The 19,491-nt window shown below is 45.9% G+C and carries 15 protein-coding genes; 12 read left to right on the top strand and 3 right to left on the bottom strand.

Translation table 11 applies throughout. The annotated features are described in order from the left end of the window. The first annotated feature begins 40 nt into the window (after positions 1-40). Both aroKB and AAKU61_RS18425 read left to right on the top strand, forming a co-directional pair. Complete coding sequence (gene aroKB, locus AAKU61_RS18430) at positions 41-1,648, top strand: bifunctional shikimate kinase/3-dehydroquinate synthase AroKB (protein WP_354334636.1); 1,608 nt, start codon at positions 41-43, stop codon at positions 1,646-1,648. A 6-nt stretch (positions 1,649-1,654) separates the two neighbouring features. Then, positions 1,655-2,824: a deoxyguanosinetriphosphate triphosphohydrolase gene (locus AAKU61_RS18425; RefSeq protein ID WP_354334634.1), complete on the top strand. Its 1,170-nt coding sequence runs from the start codon at positions 1,655-1,657 to the stop codon at positions 2,822-2,824. A 302-nt stretch (positions 2,825-3,126) separates the two neighbouring features. On the opposite strand, the gene AAKU61_RS18420 is transcribed toward AAKU61_RS18425, so the two are convergent. Both AAKU61_RS18420 and AAKU61_RS18415 read right to left on the bottom strand, forming a co-directional pair. Then, a complete protein-coding gene (locus AAKU61_RS18420) occupies positions 3,127-4,725 on the bottom strand; it encodes an alkaline phosphatase D family protein (protein WP_354334632.1) in 1,599 nt (532 codons plus the stop codon). A 141-nt stretch (positions 4,726-4,866) separates the two neighbouring features. Beyond that, a complete protein-coding gene (locus tag AAKU61_RS18415; protein ID WP_354334630.1) occupies positions 4,867-5,298 on the bottom strand; it encodes an acyl-CoA thioesterase in 432 nt (143 codons plus the stop codon). Positions 5,299-5,355: 57 nt separating this feature from the next. Here AAKU61_RS18415 and AAKU61_RS18410 point away from each other — a divergent pair, with 57 nt between their 5' ends. From AAKU61_RS18410 to AAKU61_RS18365, 10 genes are all read left to right on the top strand, one after another. Further along, entirely contained in the window at positions 5,356-7,290 is a 1,935-nt protein-coding gene (locus AAKU61_RS18410; RefSeq protein ID WP_354334628.1) for an ABCB family ABC transporter ATP-binding protein/permease, read from the top strand. A gap of 575 nt (positions 7,291-7,865) precedes the next feature. After that, positions 7,866-8,996, top strand: a complete 1,131-nt coding sequence (locus AAKU61_RS18405; protein ID WP_322120197.1) for a branched-chain amino acid ABC transporter substrate-binding protein — start codon at positions 7,866-7,868, stop codon at positions 8,994-8,996. A 133-nt stretch (positions 8,997-9,129) separates the two neighbouring features. Next, complete coding sequence (locus AAKU61_RS18400) at positions 9,130-10,101, top strand: LysR family transcriptional regulator (RefSeq protein WP_322120196.1); 972 nt, start codon at positions 9,130-9,132, stop codon at positions 10,099-10,101. A gap of 381 nt (positions 10,102-10,482) precedes the next feature. Continuing rightward, complete coding sequence (locus AAKU61_RS18395; protein ID WP_322120195.1) at positions 10,483-11,769, top strand: Glu/Leu/Phe/Val family dehydrogenase; 1,287 nt, start codon at positions 10,483-10,485, stop codon at positions 11,767-11,769. 322 nt (positions 11,770-12,091) lie between these two features. Beyond that, complete coding sequence (locus AAKU61_RS18390; protein ID WP_503012633.1) at positions 12,092-12,988, top strand: amino acid ABC transporter substrate-binding protein; 897 nt, start codon at positions 12,092-12,094, stop codon at positions 12,986-12,988. 220 nt (positions 12,989-13,208) lie between these two features. Continuing rightward, entirely contained in the window at positions 13,209-14,165 is a 957-nt protein-coding gene (locus tag AAKU61_RS18385; RefSeq protein ID WP_354334625.1) for a transporter substrate-binding domain-containing protein, read from the top strand. A 101-nt stretch (positions 14,166-14,266) separates the two neighbouring features. Further along, entirely contained in the window at positions 14,267-15,019 is a 753-nt protein-coding gene (locus AAKU61_RS18380; protein WP_354334623.1) for an amino acid ABC transporter permease, read from the top strand. 2 nt (positions 15,020-15,021) lie between these two features. Further along, positions 15,022-15,714 carry an amino acid ABC transporter permease gene (locus AAKU61_RS18375; protein WP_354334621.1) on the top strand — a complete coding sequence of 231 codons (693 nt, stop codon included), beginning with the start codon at positions 15,022-15,024 and terminating at the stop codon, positions 15,712-15,714. A 62-nt stretch (positions 15,715-15,776) separates the two neighbouring features. After that, positions 15,777-16,502: an amino acid ABC transporter ATP-binding protein gene (locus AAKU61_RS18370; protein ID WP_354334619.1), complete on the top strand. Its 726-nt coding sequence runs from the start codon at positions 15,777-15,779 to the stop codon at positions 16,500-16,502. Positions 16,503-16,747: 245 nt separating this feature from the next. Continuing rightward, positions 16,748-17,776 (top strand): IS110 family RNA-guided transposase, encoded by a 1,029-nt coding sequence (locus tag AAKU61_RS18365; protein ID WP_354334617.1) that lies wholly within the window; start codon positions 16,748-16,750, stop codon positions 17,774-17,776. A 271-nt stretch (positions 17,777-18,047) separates the two neighbouring features. Here AAKU61_RS18365 and AAKU61_RS18360 read toward each other — a convergent pair whose 3' ends face one another. Beyond that, positions 18,048-18,242 (bottom strand): hypothetical protein, encoded by a 195-nt coding sequence (locus AAKU61_RS18360; protein ID WP_354334615.1) that lies wholly within the window; start codon positions 18,240-18,242, stop codon positions 18,048-18,050. Positions 18,243-19,491 lie beyond the last annotated feature (1,249 nt).

Genomic DNA, 19,491 nt, shown 5'->3' with positions numbered 1-19,491 from the left:
AAGCTTTAATGTGTCAAAAAATATATTTCTAGTAGGTCTAATGGGCTCGGGCAAAACTACAGTTGGCCGAGTCCTTGCAAAAAAGCTCAACAAAATATTCATTGATTCTGACCATGAAATTGAGGCGCGTACTGGCGTCTCGATTCCGGTTATTTTTGAGATAGAGGGTGAGCTTAGTTTTAGGCAGCGTGAAGCGGATGTTATTCGGGATCTGACTGCGCAAGATGGTATTGTCTTAGCTACCGGTGGTGGTGCGGTATTGGATCCTGCCAGTCGTAGGTATTTGCAAGAGCGTGGGACGGTCATTTACCTACGCGCCGGTATCAATAGTATTTTGCAGCGTACCCGGCATGACAAAAATCGACCTTTGTTGAGAACGGTCGATCCTCGTAAAAAACTCGAAGAACTTGAGGCTCAGCGTGAGCCTTTATACAAAGAGATCGCCCATCTGGTGGTAGAAACCGGGCGTCCTAATGTACAGTTCTTGGTGCAATCGATTCTGACTCAGCTTGAGCAGAGTGCCGCCTCATCAAATCAATCCAGCTTCTCTATGCAGCATCAACAACTATTCCAAACGCTGAATGTCAATTTGGCTGAACGCAGTTATCCCATATTGATCGGGCAATCGGTTTTGTCTGACCGGTCAATTTTGTCTCAGCATATACCCGGTGATCGCGTCGCGATTGTGACTAACACGGTGGTCGCGCCTCTTTATTTAGAAAAAATTGAGCAACATTTACGTGACTTGGGTAAGCAATTTATCAGCATTATTTTGCCGGATGGCGAAGAGCACAAAACCTGGGCCAGCTTAATGCTGGTGTACGACGCCTTGCTAGAGGCAAAGTGCGATCGCAAGACAACGATGATTGCTCTGGGCGGTGGTGTGATTGGCGATCTGACCGGGTTTGCAGCATCCTCGTATATGCGCGGTGTGCCGTTTATTCAAATCCCGACGACCTTATTGTCTCAGGTCGATTCTTCTGTCGGCGGTAAGACGGGAATTAATCATCCGCTTGGGAAAAACATGATTGGCGCTTTTTATCAGCCACAAGCGGTGATTGCTGATACATCTACTTTAACTACCTTGCCTGACAAAGAATTGTCGGCAGGTTTGGCGGAAGTGATCAAACATGGCGCGATTATCGATGCAGAATTTTTTACCTGGATAGAATCGAATATCGAAAAGCTGCGGGCTAAAGATCCGGTCGCGCTTGCTTACGCGATTTCGCGCTCATGTGAGATCAAAGCAGACGTCGTGCGGCAGGACGAGCGCGAAGGCGGTTTGCGTGCCATTCTCAATTTCGGCCACACTTTTGGACATGCGATTGAATCAGGCTTAGGTTTTGGTACTTGGTTGCATGGCGAAGCCGTTGGTTGTGGCATGGTGATGGCAGCCGATTTATCTTGCCGGCTTGGATTGATCGATTACGTCAGCAAAGTCAGGATTATTAATTTGATTGAAGCCGCAGGTTTGCCGACAGTCGCACCTGATTTAGGCGAAGAGCGCTGGTTAGAGTTGATGGAAGTGGATAAAAAAAATGAAGGCGGTAAGATCAAATTTATTCTGCTTAAACCACTAGGGTCGCCTTTGATTACGACAGTACCAAAAGAGAAATTATCAGAAACCTTACGCCACTGTATTCAATAATTAACGATGTTCTCCGACGCTCAACTCGCCCCTTACGCCGTACAATCTGCGACTTCCCGCGGGCGGCGTCATACCGAAGCTGCATCCAGTTCACGCTCTGAATACCAGCGCGACCGTGATCGCATCATCCATTGCACCGCATTCCGGCGTCTGGAATATAAAACTCAAGTGTTCGTTAATCACGAAGGTGATTTGTTCCGAACTCGCCTGACACACAGTCTGGAAGTGGCGCAAATTGCCCGCTCCATTGCGCGCAATTTACGTTTAAACGAAGATTTGGTAGAAGCGATTTCGCTCGCTCACGACTTGGGTCATACACCCTTCGGTCATGCTGGGCAGGATGCGCTCAACGCCTGCATGAAAGAGTTCGGCGGATTTGAGCACAATCTGCAAAGTCTGCGGGTGGTCGATACCTTGGAAGAGCGCTATGGCGCTTTTGACGGATTAAATCTGACATTCGAAACTCGTGAGGGCATCCTCAAGCATTGCTCACTCAATAATGCCAGCAAATTAGGGGATGTCGGGCAGCGGTTTTTAGAAAAAAAACAAGCGAATCTTGAGGCGCAATTAACTAACTTAGCAGATGAAATCGCCTACAACAACCATGACATCGACGATGGTTTACGCTCCGGTTTGCTATTGGAATCGCAACTGATAGAGTTGGATTTTTATGGCAGATTTCGTGCCGAAGTTGCTGTTACTTATCCTAGTATTAGCGGACGTCGTGCGATCTCAGAAACCATACGACGTATGATTAATGCTTTGATCGTCGATTTGATTACTACGTCCGAGCAGCGTATTCGGGATTGTGCGCCGCAGTCCGTAGATGACGTGCGTAATGCCGATCCCTTGATTGCTTTTTCCGATACCATGCAAAAACAGGCAACGGTGCTCAAGCAGTTTTTGCATCACAATCTATATCGCCATTACATGGTGAACCGCATGGCAAGCAAGGCGCGCAGAGTCGTGACAGATTTATTTAATGCCATGATGGAGGAGCCAATTCTGTTGCCGCCTGACTACCAGATTAAACTCGCTGAAAAAAATCCGCTGCAAGATGGCGAGCAGCGAAATGACCTGCAGCAAGCACGCAAGATCGCTGATTACATCGCCGGGATGACCGATCGTTATGCCATGCTGGAACACCGGCGTTTGTTCTCTGTAGACGAAGTTTAGTTTTCTCTGCAATGTAAGCACTGGCTCCACCTTCTTTTGCATAGTTGCACCTTGGACTATGGCTCAATTCAATACGGTGTGCCGCATCTCAACATTGAATTTTTGCGTAATATGATACAACTTTGTACGCAGATACTCTTGCCTGTATATTTTAATCGTCCAGAGATTATATGGACAATAAAGGGATTTTAAAGAAAAAATCGGGGAGTATATGATTATCGCTTTGATTTTTACTTTGATTCTAGTTTCTAATCAAGCGCTCTTCGCAGTTAAATTCATCGCACATAAGTCCCTCGCTATTACTAGCTAGCTACCACGCCAGTTCGTCCGTCTTCCACTACAAAACTAGCAAGCTTGGTGATGCCAGAATCAACCCTGCTAACATCGTCCAGCGCCATAAAGTGTGTGGTCATTTGCTTGGGTGTTAACTCAAGCAGCATATAACCACGCTTATCGCTGCGTCCAAATTTGATATGCGGATTCTGTGCTACCAGCTGATCTGTCCGTTCTTGCGGGCGTGAGCTGGAGGTGATCGATGTACCACAAAATTCGGTCGCTAAAATAGGATTACTCGCCGATGCTTTGCTGTAAAAATCACGCTTTAGATTGGCTGCATAAAACGTATGCACGTCGCCAGAAATCACGACAGGATTTGCTATTTGATACCGTTGCAAATCGCTAAATAGCCGCTGGCGTGCGACAGGATAACCGTCCCAACCATCGGTCCAGAACTTGCCATCACCTTCTTTTGTTACCGGTATCTGGCTTGATTGCGCCATTAAAGTTTGTTGTGTCAGCACGTTCCATTTTGCGGTAGAAGTAGCAAAACCTTGCGCCAGCCATTTCTCTTGATCTGCCCCAAGCAAAGTGCGATTCGGATCGAGTAATTCTTTACACTCTGCATTGCTCACAACGTTAGATCCCCCCATGCCAGGTTTGGGGCAGGCATGATGCGAGCGGTATTGGCGATCATCTAATACATGGAAGCGTGTCAATCGTCCCCAATCATAACGCTCATAAATACGCATCGCAGCAAAGCGGCCAGCTTCGCTTAACAGACTGTTTAAATTAGGCAGGCGCACCGGCATATGTTCATAAAAAGCTTGATAAGCAGCCGCGCGTCGCAGTAAAAAATCGGGCGACAGACGCTCGTCTCTGTCATTACCATAATCATTGCTGACCTCATGGTCGTCCCAAGTCACAATCCAGGGTGCAACCTGGTGGGCTGCTTGTAAATGCAGATCGGTTTTGTACTGCGCATAACGATTACGATAACCGCTTAGCGTCATGCTCTCGATATCCCGCCGACGTGGTTTAAGCGGATGAGTTAAATCGTATGGACCCCATTCATAAATATAATCGCCTAAAAAAATTACCAGATCGGGGTAGGCCGCTACGATATGTTTATGCCCGGCGTACTCACCAAATTCCCAATGCTGGCATGATGCTACAGCTAGCCGCAAACTCGATGGCATCGCATCGGTAATCGGCGCCGTACAGGTGCGGCCAACCGGGCTAACCGCATCACCCAACATAAACCGGTACCAGTAATTACGTTCGGGTTGCAAGCCAACGACATCAACATGTACGCTATGCGCTAGCTCTGGTAAAGCGGTGTGCTCACCTCTGCCGATGATGTGATGAAAGCTCTCGTCTTCGGAGATTTCCCATCGTACTTTATAGGCGATTGGTGCTAAGGCAAGTGCGTTCAGTGGGTCTGGTAACAGGCGTGTCCAAAGTACTACGCTATCAGAACGTGGCGAGCCTGATGCTACGCCGAGGGTGAACGGATAACCACTAATTTTGTCCGCAGCAAAACTGCTTAACGCATTCGATGATAAAGCCGCGAGTGCTCCAAGTCTTGCGGTTTGATGCAGAAAATGGCGACGCTTTAAATTCATTCGATTATTCAACTTCTTGCCTGGTGACTGTTGTAGCTTATTGGCTTAGTTTATTAACTTGGCTCGTTGCTTTAATTGATTGCTTTAGCTGATTGATTCCGCTGATGACTTTAGCTGATGACTTTAGCTGATTGCGCTACCTTATTCTGCTAACTTATTTAGAGCATCAATTTCTTCTAACGGCGGAATCAGCCGTGGTTTTCTGTCTTCGCCTGTGGCGACATAGGTCAACATCGCCTCGGTGACTTTAACGGTGCTTGCCTGCAGACGATTGCGTTCTGCATACACCTCAACCGCTATCGTGATGGAGGTATTTCCGACCTTAACGACTTCAGCATAAATCGATAGCAAATCACCGACGAATACTGGCTGCTTAAAGAGAAAAGAATTCACAGCGATGGTGGCGACCCGACCATTCGCACGACGTGCGGCAGGGATGGCGCCAGCGATATCGACCTGCGCCATGATCCAGCCACCAAATACGTCACCGTGTACATTCGCATCGGCCGGCATTGGCATGACGCGCAATTGCGGCATACCAGGTGGGAGAGTAGTTTTATTTGATTCAGACATGCTATTTCCTTTCAGCGATACAATTGACCAGATAATAAACCAATCCGTAAGCAAAAAATGCGCCGCAACGCCTCTTCTTCTATCTCTTCGAATATAACGCCTGCCGTGAATGACTCTCCCAAAGTCACTCGCAGCGATTGGACTACTGTCAAAACATTATTGCCTTATCTGTGGGCGTATAAATGGCGTGTTTTATTGGCATTAATTTTTTTGGTCGGTGCCAAACTTGCCAACGTCGGTGTGCCATTAATTTTGAAACAACTGATTGATCGCTTGACGATTACACCAGCGCATCCGGCGGCGATGTTGGTCTTGCCTCTGGGCTTATTGGTTGGGTATGGTGCTTTGCGGTTATCCACCACTTTATTTACGGAGTTGCGTGAGTTTGTCTTTGCCAAAGTCACACAGCGCGCCGTACGCACGATCGCACTAAAAGTTTTCAGGCACCTGCATGCCTTGTCCTTACGCTTTCATTTGAATCGCCAAACCGGCGGCATGACGCGAGATATTGAGCGTGGCACACGCGGTATTTCTTCACTGGTGTCGTATGCCTTGTTCAGCATTTTTCCGACTTTGTTAGAAATTAGTCTGGTCTTAATTTACCTGTCTACCCATTACGATATCTGGTTCTCACTGATTACTGCCGTCGCCTTGGTCAGCTACATTACGTTCACGATTTTGGTCACTGAATGGCGTACGCATTTCCGTCGGACCATGAATGAACTCGATTCCAAAGCCAGTACCAAAGCGATTGATTCTTTACTCAATTATGAGACCGTTAAATACTTCGGTAACGAGAATTACGAAGCCCGTCGCTACGATGAGGGCTTGCAAAGTTATGAAGTTGCTGCGGTCAAATCACAGACTACCTTGTCCTTACTGAACACCGGTCAATCGCTGATTATTGCCAGCGCCGTAACGCTGATTTTGTGGCGTGCAACCCAAGGCGTGATCGACGGAAAAATGAGTCTTGGTGACTTAGTGCTGGTGAATACTTTTATGATTCAGTTGTATATACCGCTAAATTTTTTAGGCGTTTTATACAGAGAAATCAAGCAAAGTCTGGCCGATATGGAAAAGCTATTTTCGCTACTCGATCAACATCGTGAAGTGGCAGACCAGGATGATGCCAAGGCACTCCACATTGATCATGGCAAGGGCGGTACGATCCAATTTTCTCAGGTTAATTTTAGTTACGAAACCAATCGCCAGATCTTGTTTGATATCGATTTTACGATTGCCACAGGCACCACTACGGCGGTAGTGGGTCATAGCGGCTCAGGCAAATCAACGCTCTCGCGTTTGTTGTTCCGCTTTTACGATATCCAGAGCGGCAGCATTCATATCGACGGGCAAGAAATTCGTAGCATCACCCAAAGTTCTTTGCGTAACGCTATTGGCATCGTGCCGCAAGATACCGTTTTATTTAATGACAGTATTGAATACAACATCGCCTATGGCAAACCAGGCGCTAGTCGTGAAGAGGTGATCGCCGTTGCGCGTGCTGCGTATATTCATGAGTTCATTGAAAGCCTGCCGGACGGCTATGCCACTCCAGTCGGAGAACGCGGATTGAAATTATCTGGCGGTGAAAAACAACGCGTAGCCATCGCCCGCACGCTACTCAAAAATCCTTCCATCATGATTTTTGATGAAGCAACCTCGGCATTAGATTCTAAATCCGAGCAAATGATACAAATGCAGCTCAAAGAAATTGCTAAGACACGCACCAGTCTAGTCATTGCACATCGCCTCTCTACCATCATCGACGCAGAGCAAATTTTGGTCATGGACAAAGGTCGCATCGTTGAGCGCGGCACCCACCAGCAATTATTGGCGCAGGCGGGTGCTTATTCTCAAATGTGGGAAAGACAACAAAATCGCCCGGACGAGTCTGAGGATGACGAACTTGATGATCAGCTAAGTGATGGATTGAATAACGAGCAGCTGAATAGGGGTCTCAACACCCGCAACGAGACCACGCCAGCATGATCCGGCGCCTATTTTGAAGATGTCGCTAAGCCAAGCAAGCAACTCACTACGGAAATCTGGATAAGCGCACAGTAATACTCTTTAAAGCAGCACTTTGTAGATGGACTTTTAACGGTACCTGCGAACTGAGAGCTGAGAAATGAAATTGCTGATGTTGCTTAGATTAACTTAATCTTGGCTTAAAAATAATACTCGTAGTGGGTATATTTTAGTTGTCCATGACTTTGCTGCTCTATAAGATGTTTTTAATAAAAATAATAGGGAGTATATTAAAATCACTGCATCTTCAGGTCATATTAAGCTAAGCTATTGCCGTTCCGATATCAACTAGTTGTCGCAAAGCATTGTCGGCACAGAGTTTGCTACAGATAGCTTAGAACTGACTCAGCTCGCGTCGGCAGATACAATAAACAATGGTCATGGCTTAAAGGTATTCTGGCACAGAGGCAAAATTGCGCAGCGCAACAGCTTATCTGGTTCGTTCTAAAAGTTTTTAAATCGTCTCAAATTCAAGATTTAATTTGTAAATAATCCCCCTACTATGGGGTGGAATTATCCCAGGCTCAGGAGAAATAATGAAAGTACCAACACAAAAGCTGATGTTTCCCGCATTACTGCTGGCCTTACTCGTGAGCGCCTGCAGTCGCCAGGTAGAAGTCAAGATCGGTGTCGTGGCACCTATGACAGGCTCCTTGGCGCACAACGGTCAAGACATTGCCCATGGCGCGCAAATCGCGGTGGAAGAGCTAAACGAGGATGGTGTTTTTATTAAAGGAAAACGAGCGCACTTCAGTTTGGTGATTGAGGACGATAAAGCTTCCGCCGACGAAGGCAAAGCTGCGGCGCAACGGCTAGTTGATGCGGGTGTGGTCGCAGTGTATGGACATTTTAATTCGGGCGTCACGATTCCGGCCGCGCCGATTTATGCCAAGGCGGGTATTCCACAAATGTCGGCATCGACTAATCCCCAGTTCACCCGCATGGGATTGTCTACAGTGTTCCGTATTGGTGCAGATGATATCGAGCAAGGCGCGACATTGGGGCGTATTGCGACCGAGAAGTTAAAAGCCAAAACCGTATTCGTGGTTGACGATGGTTCTCTCTTTGGCGTCGGCTTGGTGGCCGAGGTGCTGAAGATGCTCGATGCTAAAAAAATCAATTCTGGCAAAGAGTCTGTTACGCCAACAACAGTCAACTACAGCAGCTTAATGAAAAAAATTACTGATCTGAATCCAGAGGTAATTATTTATGGCGGTGACGAACCGGTGGGCCTTGGTTTGTTAAAAGAACTACGCACTAACGGTTCCAACGCCAAATTTCTGGTCGGTGATGGTTTATGTGAGGGTTCTACAATCAAAGCTGCCGCGGGCAACGCCGATCGTAATTTCTTCTGCACGGTAGCGGGTGTGCCGCCGTCTTGGTTGTCCGGCGGCGCTGCTTTCATTCAAAAATATCGTGCCAAGTATGGCGAGCCAGGTGCCATGTCGCCGATTTCTTATGATGGTATCCACGTATTTGCACAAGCTATGCAAAAAGCAGGTTCGATTGATCCTGCAGTATTTGTCCCCGAGCTCAAGAAAGATTCTTTTGACGGCAAAATCCAAGGCACTATCGAGTTTGATGCAAAGGGCGATATTAAAGACGGTACGGTCGTCATTTATGAATCTGTCGGTGGCAAGCTCACTGAAGTGAGTAGTATCTTTTAATAAGCTTGATTAGCTACACCATTAAAATAGCAGAAAATAAGTTACGCAAATAAGGACGCCACACCATTGAGTTGAATCTCATCGTGTGGCGTTTTTTTTGCCAGATGATCGTCAATCAGCATAAGATACTGCTATGGAAACCAAATGGCTGGAAGACTTCGTCTCTTTGGCTGAAACCAATAGTTTCAGCCGCTCCGCCGAGTTGCGACACGTCACGCAACCGGCTTTTTCACGTCGCATACAATCGCTGGAGGCCTGGCTAGGCAGCGATCTGATTGATCGCACTTCTTACCCCACCAGATTAACCCATGCGGGTGAGATTTTTTATGAGCAAGCCATCGCTATGCTGGGGCAGATCAACAATGCGCGCGCGCTATTGCGAGGTAAGCGTACTACTACGCAGACCACAGTTGATTTTGCTGTACCTCACACTTTATCCCTGACCTATGTACCAAAATGGCTGACCGGACTGGAATCTGCTTTTGGTGAAATCAATAGTCGCTTGCTTGCACTGAATGTGCATGATGCCGTGATGAGTCTAGTGGAGGGTGGCTGTGATTTGCTGCTGTGTTATCACCATCCGCGCCAACCTTTATTGCTGGACTCTGGTCAGTACGAGATGATTAGTATGGGTTCTGAAGCACTGCGCGCCTATGCTCGTTGCACTAAAGCTGGTCTGCCAGAATTTAGCTTGCCCGGCACAGAACGTTCGCCTTTACCCTTTTTGGCGTACGCCAATAATGCCTATCTGGGACGCATGGTGGACTTAATTTTAAACGACGCCCGTATTCCTTTACATTTTGAAAAGTGCTACGAAACTGATATGGCCGAAGGTTTAAAAATGATGGCCTTAGAAGGGCGAGGTGTGGCTTTTTTGCCCGAGTCCGCAGTCAGTCGTGAGCTAAAGCAAAAACAATTAGCGCGTGCTGATGGTGGGTCTAATGCGTGGGAAGTAGAGATGGAAATCCGTCTCTACCGCGAGAAACCTTCTACCCAGCGCCCCGGTAAATTAATCGTTGGACGGCTTTGGGATTATCTGGCGCAATTGCACGGCGCTCATAGCGGAGCGGAGCTGAAATTCGCTAAGAAAATAGTCAAAAAATAAGCTGAATCAAAAAAACTGTAATGCGTCAATATGAAAAATAATTGCCGGACCTGCGATGTATCTGGCAAGATTTTTGTCAGGTTTTAGCACTACTATTTGGCAAAAAAACTAGCTTAAATATATCTATGCATTTGCTGCATATATACATGCAAACAAAGCATTGGCGACAGCGAGATCAGTTGTCCTACACTGCATCACGTTATCGGAATGCCGCTTTTAAAAAACGTTTTAAAGTACAAATGATGGGTCGCAATGCGTCGCAATTTGTCACATTAAGTTCGTGTTTTAGAGATCAACAAGTTCTGGTCGTTAGTATTGAACGTCGAATATCGTTAACTCATTTAATTAAACAAGTCAGTCAAACAAGTCAGGAGACATACCATGTCCAGCCAACACCAAATACCATCTTATCTTACCCCTCATGAGACAGGTCCTTGGTCCGTTTATTTAGAGCAAATTGATCGCGTCACCCCTTATCTCGGACACTTATCGCGTTGGGTAGAAACCCTCAAACGTCCTAAGCGTATTCTCATCGTCGATGTGCCTATCGAACGCGATGACGGTAGTATTTCTCACTTTGAGGGCTATCGCGTACAACACAACACGTCCCGCGGCCCAGGTAAAGGTGGCGTGCGTTTTCACCAAGATGTGACCCTGTCAGAAGTGATGGCGTTGTCTGCTTGGATGACGATTAAGAATTCTGCTGTCAACGTACCATACGGCGGTGCTAAAGGTGGTATCCGTGTCGATCCAAAAACACTCTCGCGTGGCGAACTGATGCGTATGACGCGTCGTTACACCTCAGAGATCGGCATCATCATCGGACCGGATAAAGATATTCCTGCGCCAGACGTCAATACCAACGAACAAACGATGGCGTGGATGATGGACACCTATTCCATGAATGAAGGTCGCACAGCTACCGGTGTAGTAACCGGCAAGCCAATTTCACTCGGTGGTAGTTTGGGTCGCCGTGAAGCAACCGGACGTGGTGTATTCGTAGTCGGTTGCGAAGCTGCGGCGAAACGTAATTTAAATATCGCCGGCGCGAAAATCGCAGTCCAAGGTTTTGGTAACGTTGGCGGTATCGCCGGTCGTTTATTTGCAGAAGCTGGCGCAAAAATCGTTGCTGTACAAGATCACGGCGGCACCGTATTCCACTCGTTTGGCTTGGATGTGCATAAATTGCTCGATCATGTGGCAGCCGTCGGCAGCGTTGCGGGCTTTGAAGGTGCAGAAGCAGTTTTGCCGAATGAAGATTTCTGGGGCGTTGATTGTGACATCCTGATCCCTGCTGCGCTAGAACAGCAAATTACTGAAGCCAATGCCAACAAGATTCGCGCCAAAATTATTCTGGAAGGTGCGAATGGTCCAACTACGCCCGTCGCCGATGATATTTTGCGTGATAAAGGTGTATTGGTCGTGCCTGACGTAATTGCTAATGCCGGTGGTGTGACGGTAAGTTATTTTGAATGGGTACAGGATTTCTCTAGCTATTTCTGGCAAGAAGATGAGATTAATCAACGCCTGACACGGATCATGAAAGAAGCCTTTAACGCAGTATGGCAAATCACTGAAGAAAAAGATGTCTCTCTGCGCACTGCAGCGTTTATTATTGGTTGTTCCCGAGTTTTGCAAGCACGCGAAGTACGTGGTTTATATCCATAATATCTAGTATTAAATAGTTCGTACCATTCCACTATCGGTTAATTAATCATAGCGATAGTGGAAAAATAACATCCATCAATCGCTTCTGCGGTGATGGATGTCTTGTCATATTTGGCTTGCCTTATTGTTGTAGTAAGTTTCATGTTTGTGGCACGTATTTTGCTGATATTTTTACCTTGCTTTGAGTAAATTTATTTTTTTCATATCAAGGCATGAGATTGTTTTGTGGGATTAGTTCTTTTCTGTTGAGTCAAACGGGTATTTGCACTTACCATCCTGAGTTTTGCACAGAAGTAACTTCTGTATCACCTGAGGAATCAAGATGAAAGTAAAGCATAGTATTAGCAAAATAGGCATGTTCTTTGTGCTGAGTTGTTGCGTCACGCTTGCAAACGCTGCCGATACGCTCACCCATATCAAAGATACCCAAACGATCACGATTGCTCATCGTGAGGCGTCGTCTCCGTTCTCTTACTTATCTGAAAACAAAAAACCGATTGGCTACTCCATCGATATCTGCCTCAGGATTGTCGACGCCATCAAAAAAGAACTCAAACTACCGCAGCTCAAAGTTAATTATTTATTAGTAACTGGTAGCACACGTATCCCAAGTATTGTTGAAGGTAAAGCCGATCTGGAGTGTGGCTCAACCACCAATAATGCAGAACGACGCAAGCAAGTCGCTTTCACCATCCCACATTTTTTTGCGACCTCCCGCATGCTGGTTCGTGCAGATTCCGGCATCAATAACTGGACCGATCTTAAAGAAAAAACCGTTGTCACGACCAAAGGGACAACCTCAGTCAAACTCTTGGGTGACCGCGACAAAGTACGTTCACTTGGATTGAAGCTGGTAGAGGCAAACGATCACAATAATTCTTTTGCGATGGTTGAGTCAGGTCAGGCAGCAGCTTTCCCAATGGATGATGTTCTGCTGTATGGCTTAAGAGCCAATAGCAAAGACCCAAGCAAATTTGTCATTGTTGGTGATGGTTTATCCACTGAGCCTTACGCCATTATGCTGCGCAAAGACGACCCTGCATTTAAGGCATTTGTTGATCGTGAAATCGCCAACCTCATGGCAGATGGCGATATCAACAAGTTGTACACAAAATGGTTTCAGCAACCGGTGCCACCCAAATCGACCAATCTGAATATGCCAATGGGATTTTTGTTGAGGGACACTATACGTTTCCCGTCCGATAAAGTGGCAGATTAATTTGGCGAAATCTAAGGAAAAAAGAAGTCGACAAAATAAGTCGGCAAATCAAAAAAATTGCGGTGCTGAAATAGATCAAAAACTTACTCCATTAAGCTGTCTTTTACATGCAACTGGTAAGTAATATCACGTACCGCAAAAGGGAGAAAAAACGTTTTCTGTATAAGTGGTTTTGGTAAACTCGTTATGTAATATTTTCGATGTAACTCTTGGAGACTGTATGAAATTATCGACATTATTTTCTGTTCTGGTAACTGCTGGTGTAATCGTAGGAACTGTAGGTGCAGCACAAGCGCAAGAAACTGGAACACTGAAAAAAATTAAAGAAACAGGCACGATTACCCTCGGTGTGCGTGACTCTTCCATCCCTTTTTCTTACCTCGATGACAAACAGTCATATCAAGGTTATTCGGTTGATCTGTGCCTCAAAGTGGTCACAGCAATCCAAAAACAATTAGGTTTGACCGCACTCAATGTCAAGCTCAATCCAGTAACTTCTGCCACACGTATTCCTTTGATGGCAAACGGCACGGTCGATCTGGAGTGCGGCTCCACGACTAACAATGTAGAACGTCAAAAGCAAGTTGCCTTTGCACCGACTACCTTCGTTACTGCAAACCGTATTTTGTCTAAAAAATCCTCAGGTGTAAAAACTTTGGCAGACTTGCGTGGCAAATCGGTTGTGTCAACCTCAGGTACTTCTAACCTCAAGCAATTAACCCAACTCAATGCAGATCAAAATCTGGGCATTAATATTTTGCCAGCCAAAGATCATGCTGAAGCGTTCTTGATGGTAGAAACTGGTCGCGCTGTCGCTTTTGTCATGGATGATATTTTGTTGGCGTCTTTAGCAGCGAATTCCAAAGCACCTGCTGATTATGAAATCAGCAAAGAAGCGCTGTCAGTTGAGCCGTACGGCATCATGATGCGTAAAGATGACGCACCGTTTAAAGCTGTTGTTGATAAAGCAGTTGCTAACGTCCTGACTTCAGGTGATATCAACCGTATTTATCACAAATGGTTTTTACAACCAATCCCACCTAAAGGTATTTCTTTGAACTGGCCAATGTCAGACCAATTTAAAGCGGTGATTGCTAAGCCTACGGATTCTGGCGAGCCATCAGCTTATGCCGTTGTTCCTGAAGCACAAAAAGCAGTATTGAAAAAGAAAAAGTAATTTTATAAAAATATGGAATGAGCCATCGCATAACGGGGGGCACTAAGCCTCCCGTTTTGTTTTGAGTGTTAAATGATCGGCCATTTTGGAAGGGACAAAGAATGAACTATAACTGGAACTGGAATATCTTTTGGGAGGCGGCGCCAGATGGCGGCGGCACCTATTTTGATTCATTGATCTCGGGTATGTTGTGGACCTTAGCGACCGCAGCCTTAGCCTGGATCATTGCGCTTTTTTTAGGCGCTGTCATCGGCACCATACGCACCGCACCGAATAAATGGGCCGCGCGTCTTGCCAATGGGTATGTGGAATTATTTAGAAATATTCCGCTACTGGTACAAATGTTTTTATGGTATTTCGTCATGCCAGAACTGGTACCGACGGAAATGGGTAACTGGCTGAAGTCTTTACCGAATGCACCGTTTGTTACTGCGGTATTGAGTCTGGGTTTCTTTACCTCGGCACGAGTAGCTGTTCAAGTATCAGCGGGTATCAACGCCTTACCTCGTGGTCAGAAAATGGCTGGCACTGCCTTAGGTTTAACGCTCCCACAAACGTATCGCTATGTCTTGTTGCCAATGGCGTTCCGCATTATTTTGCCTGCGCTCACCAACGAATTAGCAGCGATTATTAAAAATAGTTCTGTCGCTTTGACCATCGGTTTGATGGAGTTGACTGCCAGTGCGCGTTCAATGCAAGAATTTTCTTTTCAGGTATTTGAGGCGTTTAGTGCTGCTACGCTAATCTACTTAATGGTATCGGTCATTGCGATCATGCTCTCTAATTTATTGGAAAAGAAAACCGCTGTTCCAGGGTTTATCACGTCCGGCTCTGCTAATGCGGGAGGACATTAATCATGTTTAGTAATTTTGATTTTGATGTCATTCAGCGTTCTTGGGTTTATCTGTTTAAAACAGGGATGTCGTTCACGCTAGAACTGACATTTCTGGCGATGACTGGTGGTATCGTTCTTGGTACTTTGTTGGCGATGATGCGCCTGTCCAGTATTAAGCCGATCAAATTTATCGCCACGACCTATGTCAATATCATGCGCTCCATTCCTCTGGTGCTGGTGATTTTCTGGTTCTATTTCTTGGTGCCTTATTTAGGCGCATGGGTTATCGGTTCCAAAGAGCCTGTGCAAGTCGGTGCGTTTTCATCTTGCCTGATTACCTTCGTGATGTTTGAGGCGGCCTACTATTGCGAAATTATGCGCTCTGGTATTCAGTCGATTCCACGCGGACAAATCTGGGCTGGCTATGCCATCGGGATGAACTACTGGCAAACCATGGGTAACATCGTATTGCCGCAAGCCTTCCGCAATATGATCCCGGTTTTGCTGACACAAACCATCGTCTTATTCCAAGACGTATCGCTGGTTTATGTACTGTCGATTCCTGATTTTGTAGGCGCTGCTTCTAAGATCGCGCAACGTGACGGACGATTAGTGGAAATGTATTCCTTTGTCGCCGTCGTGTACTTCGTTCTTTGTTTTGCGTTGTCGGCACTGGTTAAAAAATTACAAGAAAAAGTCGCGATTATTCGCTGACCAATTACTTATTTAGATAAAAACATTTTAAAGAGCGTTTAGAAAAACGTTTGGAGAAGATCATGATTAAATTAAATAACGTCAGCAAATGGTACGGTCAATTCCAAGTATTGACTGACTGCACTACGCAAGTTACTAAAGGTGAAGTCGTTGTGGTCTGCGGCCCATCTGGTTCTGGTAAATCTACCTTGATTAAAACTGTCAACGGACTGGAGCCTTTCCAAAAAGGCGACATTACGGTGGATGGTATTTCTGTCGGTGATCCAAAGACCAATTTGTCCAAATTGCGTGCGCGCATCGGGATGGTATTTCAGAACTTTGAGTTGTTTCCGCATTTGTCGATTCGTCAGAATCTGACCATAGGCCAAGTCAAAGTCTTGGGGCGTTCAGAAGAAGAGGCGACAGAAAAAGGTCTTAAGTATTTAGACCGTGTTGGCCTGATTGCGCAAAAAGATAAATTCCCTGGCCAATTGTCCGGTGGTCAGCAACAACGTGTAGCCATTGCCCGTGCTTTGTCGATGGATCCGATTGCCATGTTGTTTGATGAGCCAACTTCTGCGCTCGATCCAGAAATGATTAACGAGGTGTTGGATGTTATGGTGGGTTTGGCGCAGGAAGGTATGACGATGATGGTCGTAACGCATGAGATGGGCTTCGCCAAAAAAGTCGCCAATCGCATCGTCTTCATGGACAAAGGTCTGATCGTGGAAGATTGCGCCAAGGATGAATTCTTTAATGCGGCCCGCTCTGAGCGTGCACGTGATTTCCTGGCTAAGATTATTCACTAAGTCCGAACTAAACTCTTCGCTATTAAGGACGATTACTGCAGACGACTACCGGATTTAATCCGCCATTTTGGCTTAAGTCCGGTGCTGATCCCAGTTTGCGATACGGTTTTGTAAGCAATAAATTTAATATATGATCTTGTGAGGAAGATCCTCAGTGTTCTAATGGAATGGACGCCCTCTTTCAAACGGCATCGATGTGCCAAAATGGGAGCGGCAACACCCCCTAAATGAAAGGAGCGTCCAAAATGATCATTACTACAATTGGAATCGATTTAGCTAAAAATGTATTTCAAATTCATGGCGTTGATGCGCATGGAAATGCCGTGCTTCGAAAGAAACTAGATCGGTCTAAGATGGCGGCGTTTTTTATTCGATTACAACCATGTTTAATTGGTATGGAAGCGTGTGGCAGTGCCCATTACTGGGGACGGAAGTTGAGCGCAATGGGGCATACGGTGAAAGTCATGGCACCTCAGTTTGTGAAACCCTATGTTAAGACAAATAAAAATGGTGCTGCCGATGCTGAAGCAATCTGCGAAGCCGTCGATCGACCCAATATGCGCTTCGTTCCGATAAAAACGGACGAACAACAAGCTGTTCTCTCATTGCACCGGGTGCGTCAATCTTTTATTAAAGTGAGGACGGCGCAAGCAAACCAGATTCGCGGTTTGCTGTCCGAGTTCGGCATTATCATCGCGCAAGGAATAACGAACATTGCCAAGCGCCTCCCAGAAGTCATGGAAAAATCAGATTTACCGCCAAGCTTTCGAGATCTTCTGCAGCGTTTATATAATCACTTGAAAGACATTGATAAACAGGTCGATGAGATGGATGAAAAAATTCAGCAATGGCACCGCTCTTCAGAGGCGAGCAGAAAGCTTGCTGAAATCCCAGGAATAGGTCCCATCACTGCCACCGCATTGGTGGCATCAATTGGCGATGCTAAGAACTTCGAGAACGGGCGTCAGCTAGCTGCATGGCTAGGGCTTGTTCCGCGACAGCACTCCAGTGGTGGCAAATCAGTGCTTCTAGGCATCAGCAAACGGGGCGACACTTATTTACGCACACTGCTGATTCATGGAGCAAGAGCAGTGATCCGATTTGCCGAAGCTAAGCCATCGACTACCTGGCTTAATAAGTTACTTGGTCGACGAAATAAGAATGTCGCTGCGGTCGCTCTGGCGAATAAAAATGCAAGAGTAGTATGGGCGTTATTAACGCGTGATGAGCAAAGATTCCGATCCGATTATGCACCGTCTCCCGCCGGTGCATAATCGAACCGGATGAGAATAAACTTATAAAAAGTGAAATAAATAATAGTACTTATGTAGGAAGACGAAAGGCCTTCCATAGGTTGTGCAGGCAAGATGAAGTGATGGCAAACAAGGTTAGACCGTGGTCAAGAAAACCTGTAACACGACATGCGCTTCGAGCGCGTGGTTCTGATTAGGACTTGACCAGCATATTCCATCAGGGACAGAGGCAAAAGCCTCAATGAAAGTCCGGATATATGACTGCAATCTTACCTTTATGTTCATCATCGATTTAATGCTTGGCAAACTGAGGGCGTCCATATATGTCGTGTCGCACCAACCACTCGTATGCCAGCCGTTCACAGAACTTTTCATCCAGGGGCTCCCAATGTACTTTATTCCATCGGTACATCACAGAACTGTCACTCGCATAGGTATCCTCTTGCCTCAATACGTCGGCATAATCATGTGGGCGAAAATTAGACATATAACCCTCCCATGACGTTTTTTGTAGAGATGCGCAATACGCCCTTCGGCCTCGGTAACATTATGTGAGGAACATAAACAAGTTCTAGGGATTCAATCCAACGCGAATGCGCCAATTTTGGAATGAATACGTGATTGGAGTAGATAAAAGTGGCTATTTTTAAAAGTGTTTGATTCATAGTTCTGGGGGATGATTAATAGGTTACCAAAATAGGTATAGCAACCGTCTCTCCCAAAATCTTCACACACCTTACCTATCGCTTAGACAACAACGAATCTCGTGCTGGCTCGGGAATGGTGGCCTCCAGCCTCATGAATCTGTTGATGAGACAACTGTGCTACCTAAATCATCAACACTTTTTTCACTACTTAAAATGATTCGTTTCGTATCAGTTGGCACAGCTAGCACGGATGATTTACTCGCCAGTAAAAAAACTTATCGGTCGTCTTCAGCCTGGACAGATTCCTAGCAGCCGGCCCACATTTTTGTAGTCTCTTCTATGGAGCTTTTTGCTTTTTCAAGAACGATATTTTTTAAGTTACACGCTTTGCGAGTTAACGAGTATTCATCAGGAACGGCATCCATATCTCTCAACGCTATATGGCCATTTCCTTGGTCCGCAGCACTGAGCTAAAAACCTAGATTTGATATAGGTTTATAAAAAAGAAGAGCATCACATCGCCAGACTGCGTCACAATTTTCTGAAGAACGAGAAGCACGCATTTTTAGTGTTCATAGCGGGCTGTTTGGCTGTCATGGCTGTTGGACTAGCAATAGCTGTATCTGCTATTTTTTTATGAACTAGTCTGCACTCTGGTCAAGATTTTCGAAAGTAGCCTAGCGACCGCTTTTTTTAACTCTAGAACGCGCGCCAGCGGCAAGGCAACGGGACATGGTCAAGTTGTATTTCCACCAAACGAAGGATTTACTGGTCCGCACACACGAGTATCGAAATTAAAACTGAGCTCTGCCATTTAAGGTGACAAAAAGCTGGTGCTCAACGAGGTCTCGCGCGACAATTCAAACATTTGTTAAGACCAAATGTCCAAAACTGCCAGCGATTTGATACTGAAGATTAAAAGTTGGTTCAAGAAAACCGATTGATTACGTACGAAATCACCACAGTGGTGTTGGCGCGCACTCAATATTGACCAGATAAACGCAGTTATACGCACTGAATATTGACCAGGTAAATTAACCTATCCTTGCAGTTTTGACTGCGAGGGAATTCAAGGTGATTACCATGGGA

This window comes from Undibacterium sp. GrIS 1.2 (genome assembly GCF_040544435.1).
Classification (GTDB): Bacteria; Pseudomonadota; Gammaproteobacteria; order Burkholderiales; family Burkholderiaceae_D; genus Undibacterium.
The sequence above is the reverse complement of the archived record's forward strand: the minus strand, read 5'-3'. Positions and strand labels throughout refer to the sequence as shown.

Excerpts from the sequence above, each read along its gene's own strand:
- AAKU61_RS18395 (WP_322120195.1), top strand. The coding sequence starts at position 10,483 with ATGTCCAGCCAACACCAAATACCATCTTATCTTACCCCTCATGAGACA.
- AAKU61_RS18425 (WP_354334634.1), top strand. The coding sequence starts at position 1,655 with ATGTTCTCCGACGCTCAACTCGCCCCTTACGCCGTACAATCTGCGACT.
- AAKU61_RS18365 (WP_354334617.1), top strand. The coding sequence starts at position 16,748 with ATGATCATTACTACAATTGGAATCGATTTAGCTAAAAATGTATTTCAA.
- AAKU61_RS18410 (WP_354334628.1), top strand. The coding sequence starts at position 5,356 with ATGCGCCGCAACGCCTCTTCTTCTATCTCTTCGAATATAACGCCTGCC.
- AAKU61_RS18380 (WP_354334623.1), top strand. The coding sequence starts at position 14,267 with ATGAACTATAACTGGAACTGGAATATCTTTTGGGAGGCGGCGCCAGAT.
- AAKU61_RS18390 (WP_503012633.1), top strand. The coding sequence starts at position 12,092 with ATGAAAGTAAAGCATAGTATTAGCAAAATAGGCATGTTCTTTGTGCTG.
- AAKU61_RS18385 (WP_354334625.1), top strand. The coding sequence starts at position 13,209 with ATGAAATTATCGACATTATTTTCTGTTCTGGTAACTGCTGGTGTAATC.
- AAKU61_RS18415 (WP_354334630.1), bottom strand. The coding sequence starts at position 5,298 with ATGTCTGAATCAAATAAAACTACTCTCCCACCTGGTATGCCGCAATTG.
- AAKU61_RS18405 (WP_322120197.1), top strand. The coding sequence starts at position 7,866 with ATGAAAGTACCAACACAAAAGCTGATGTTTCCCGCATTACTGCTGGCC.
- AAKU61_RS18375 (WP_354334621.1), top strand. The coding sequence starts at position 15,022 with ATGTTTAGTAATTTTGATTTTGATGTCATTCAGCGTTCTTGGGTTTAT.
- AAKU61_RS18360 (WP_354334615.1), bottom strand. The coding sequence starts at position 18,242 with ATGTCTAATTTTCGCCCACATGATTATGCCGACGTATTGAGGCAAGAG.
- AAKU61_RS18370 (WP_354334619.1), top strand. The coding sequence starts at position 15,777 with ATGATTAAATTAAATAACGTCAGCAAATGGTACGGTCAATTCCAAGTA.
- aroKB (WP_354334636.1), top strand. The coding sequence starts at position 41 with ATGGGCTCGGGCAAAACTACAGTTGGCCGAGTCCTTGCAAAAAAGCTC.
- AAKU61_RS18420 (WP_354334632.1), bottom strand. The coding sequence starts at position 4,725 with ATGAATTTAAAGCGTCGCCATTTTCTGCATCAAACCGCAAGACTTGGA.
- AAKU61_RS18400 (WP_322120196.1), top strand. The coding sequence starts at position 9,130 with ATGGAAACCAAATGGCTGGAAGACTTCGTCTCTTTGGCTGAAACCAAT.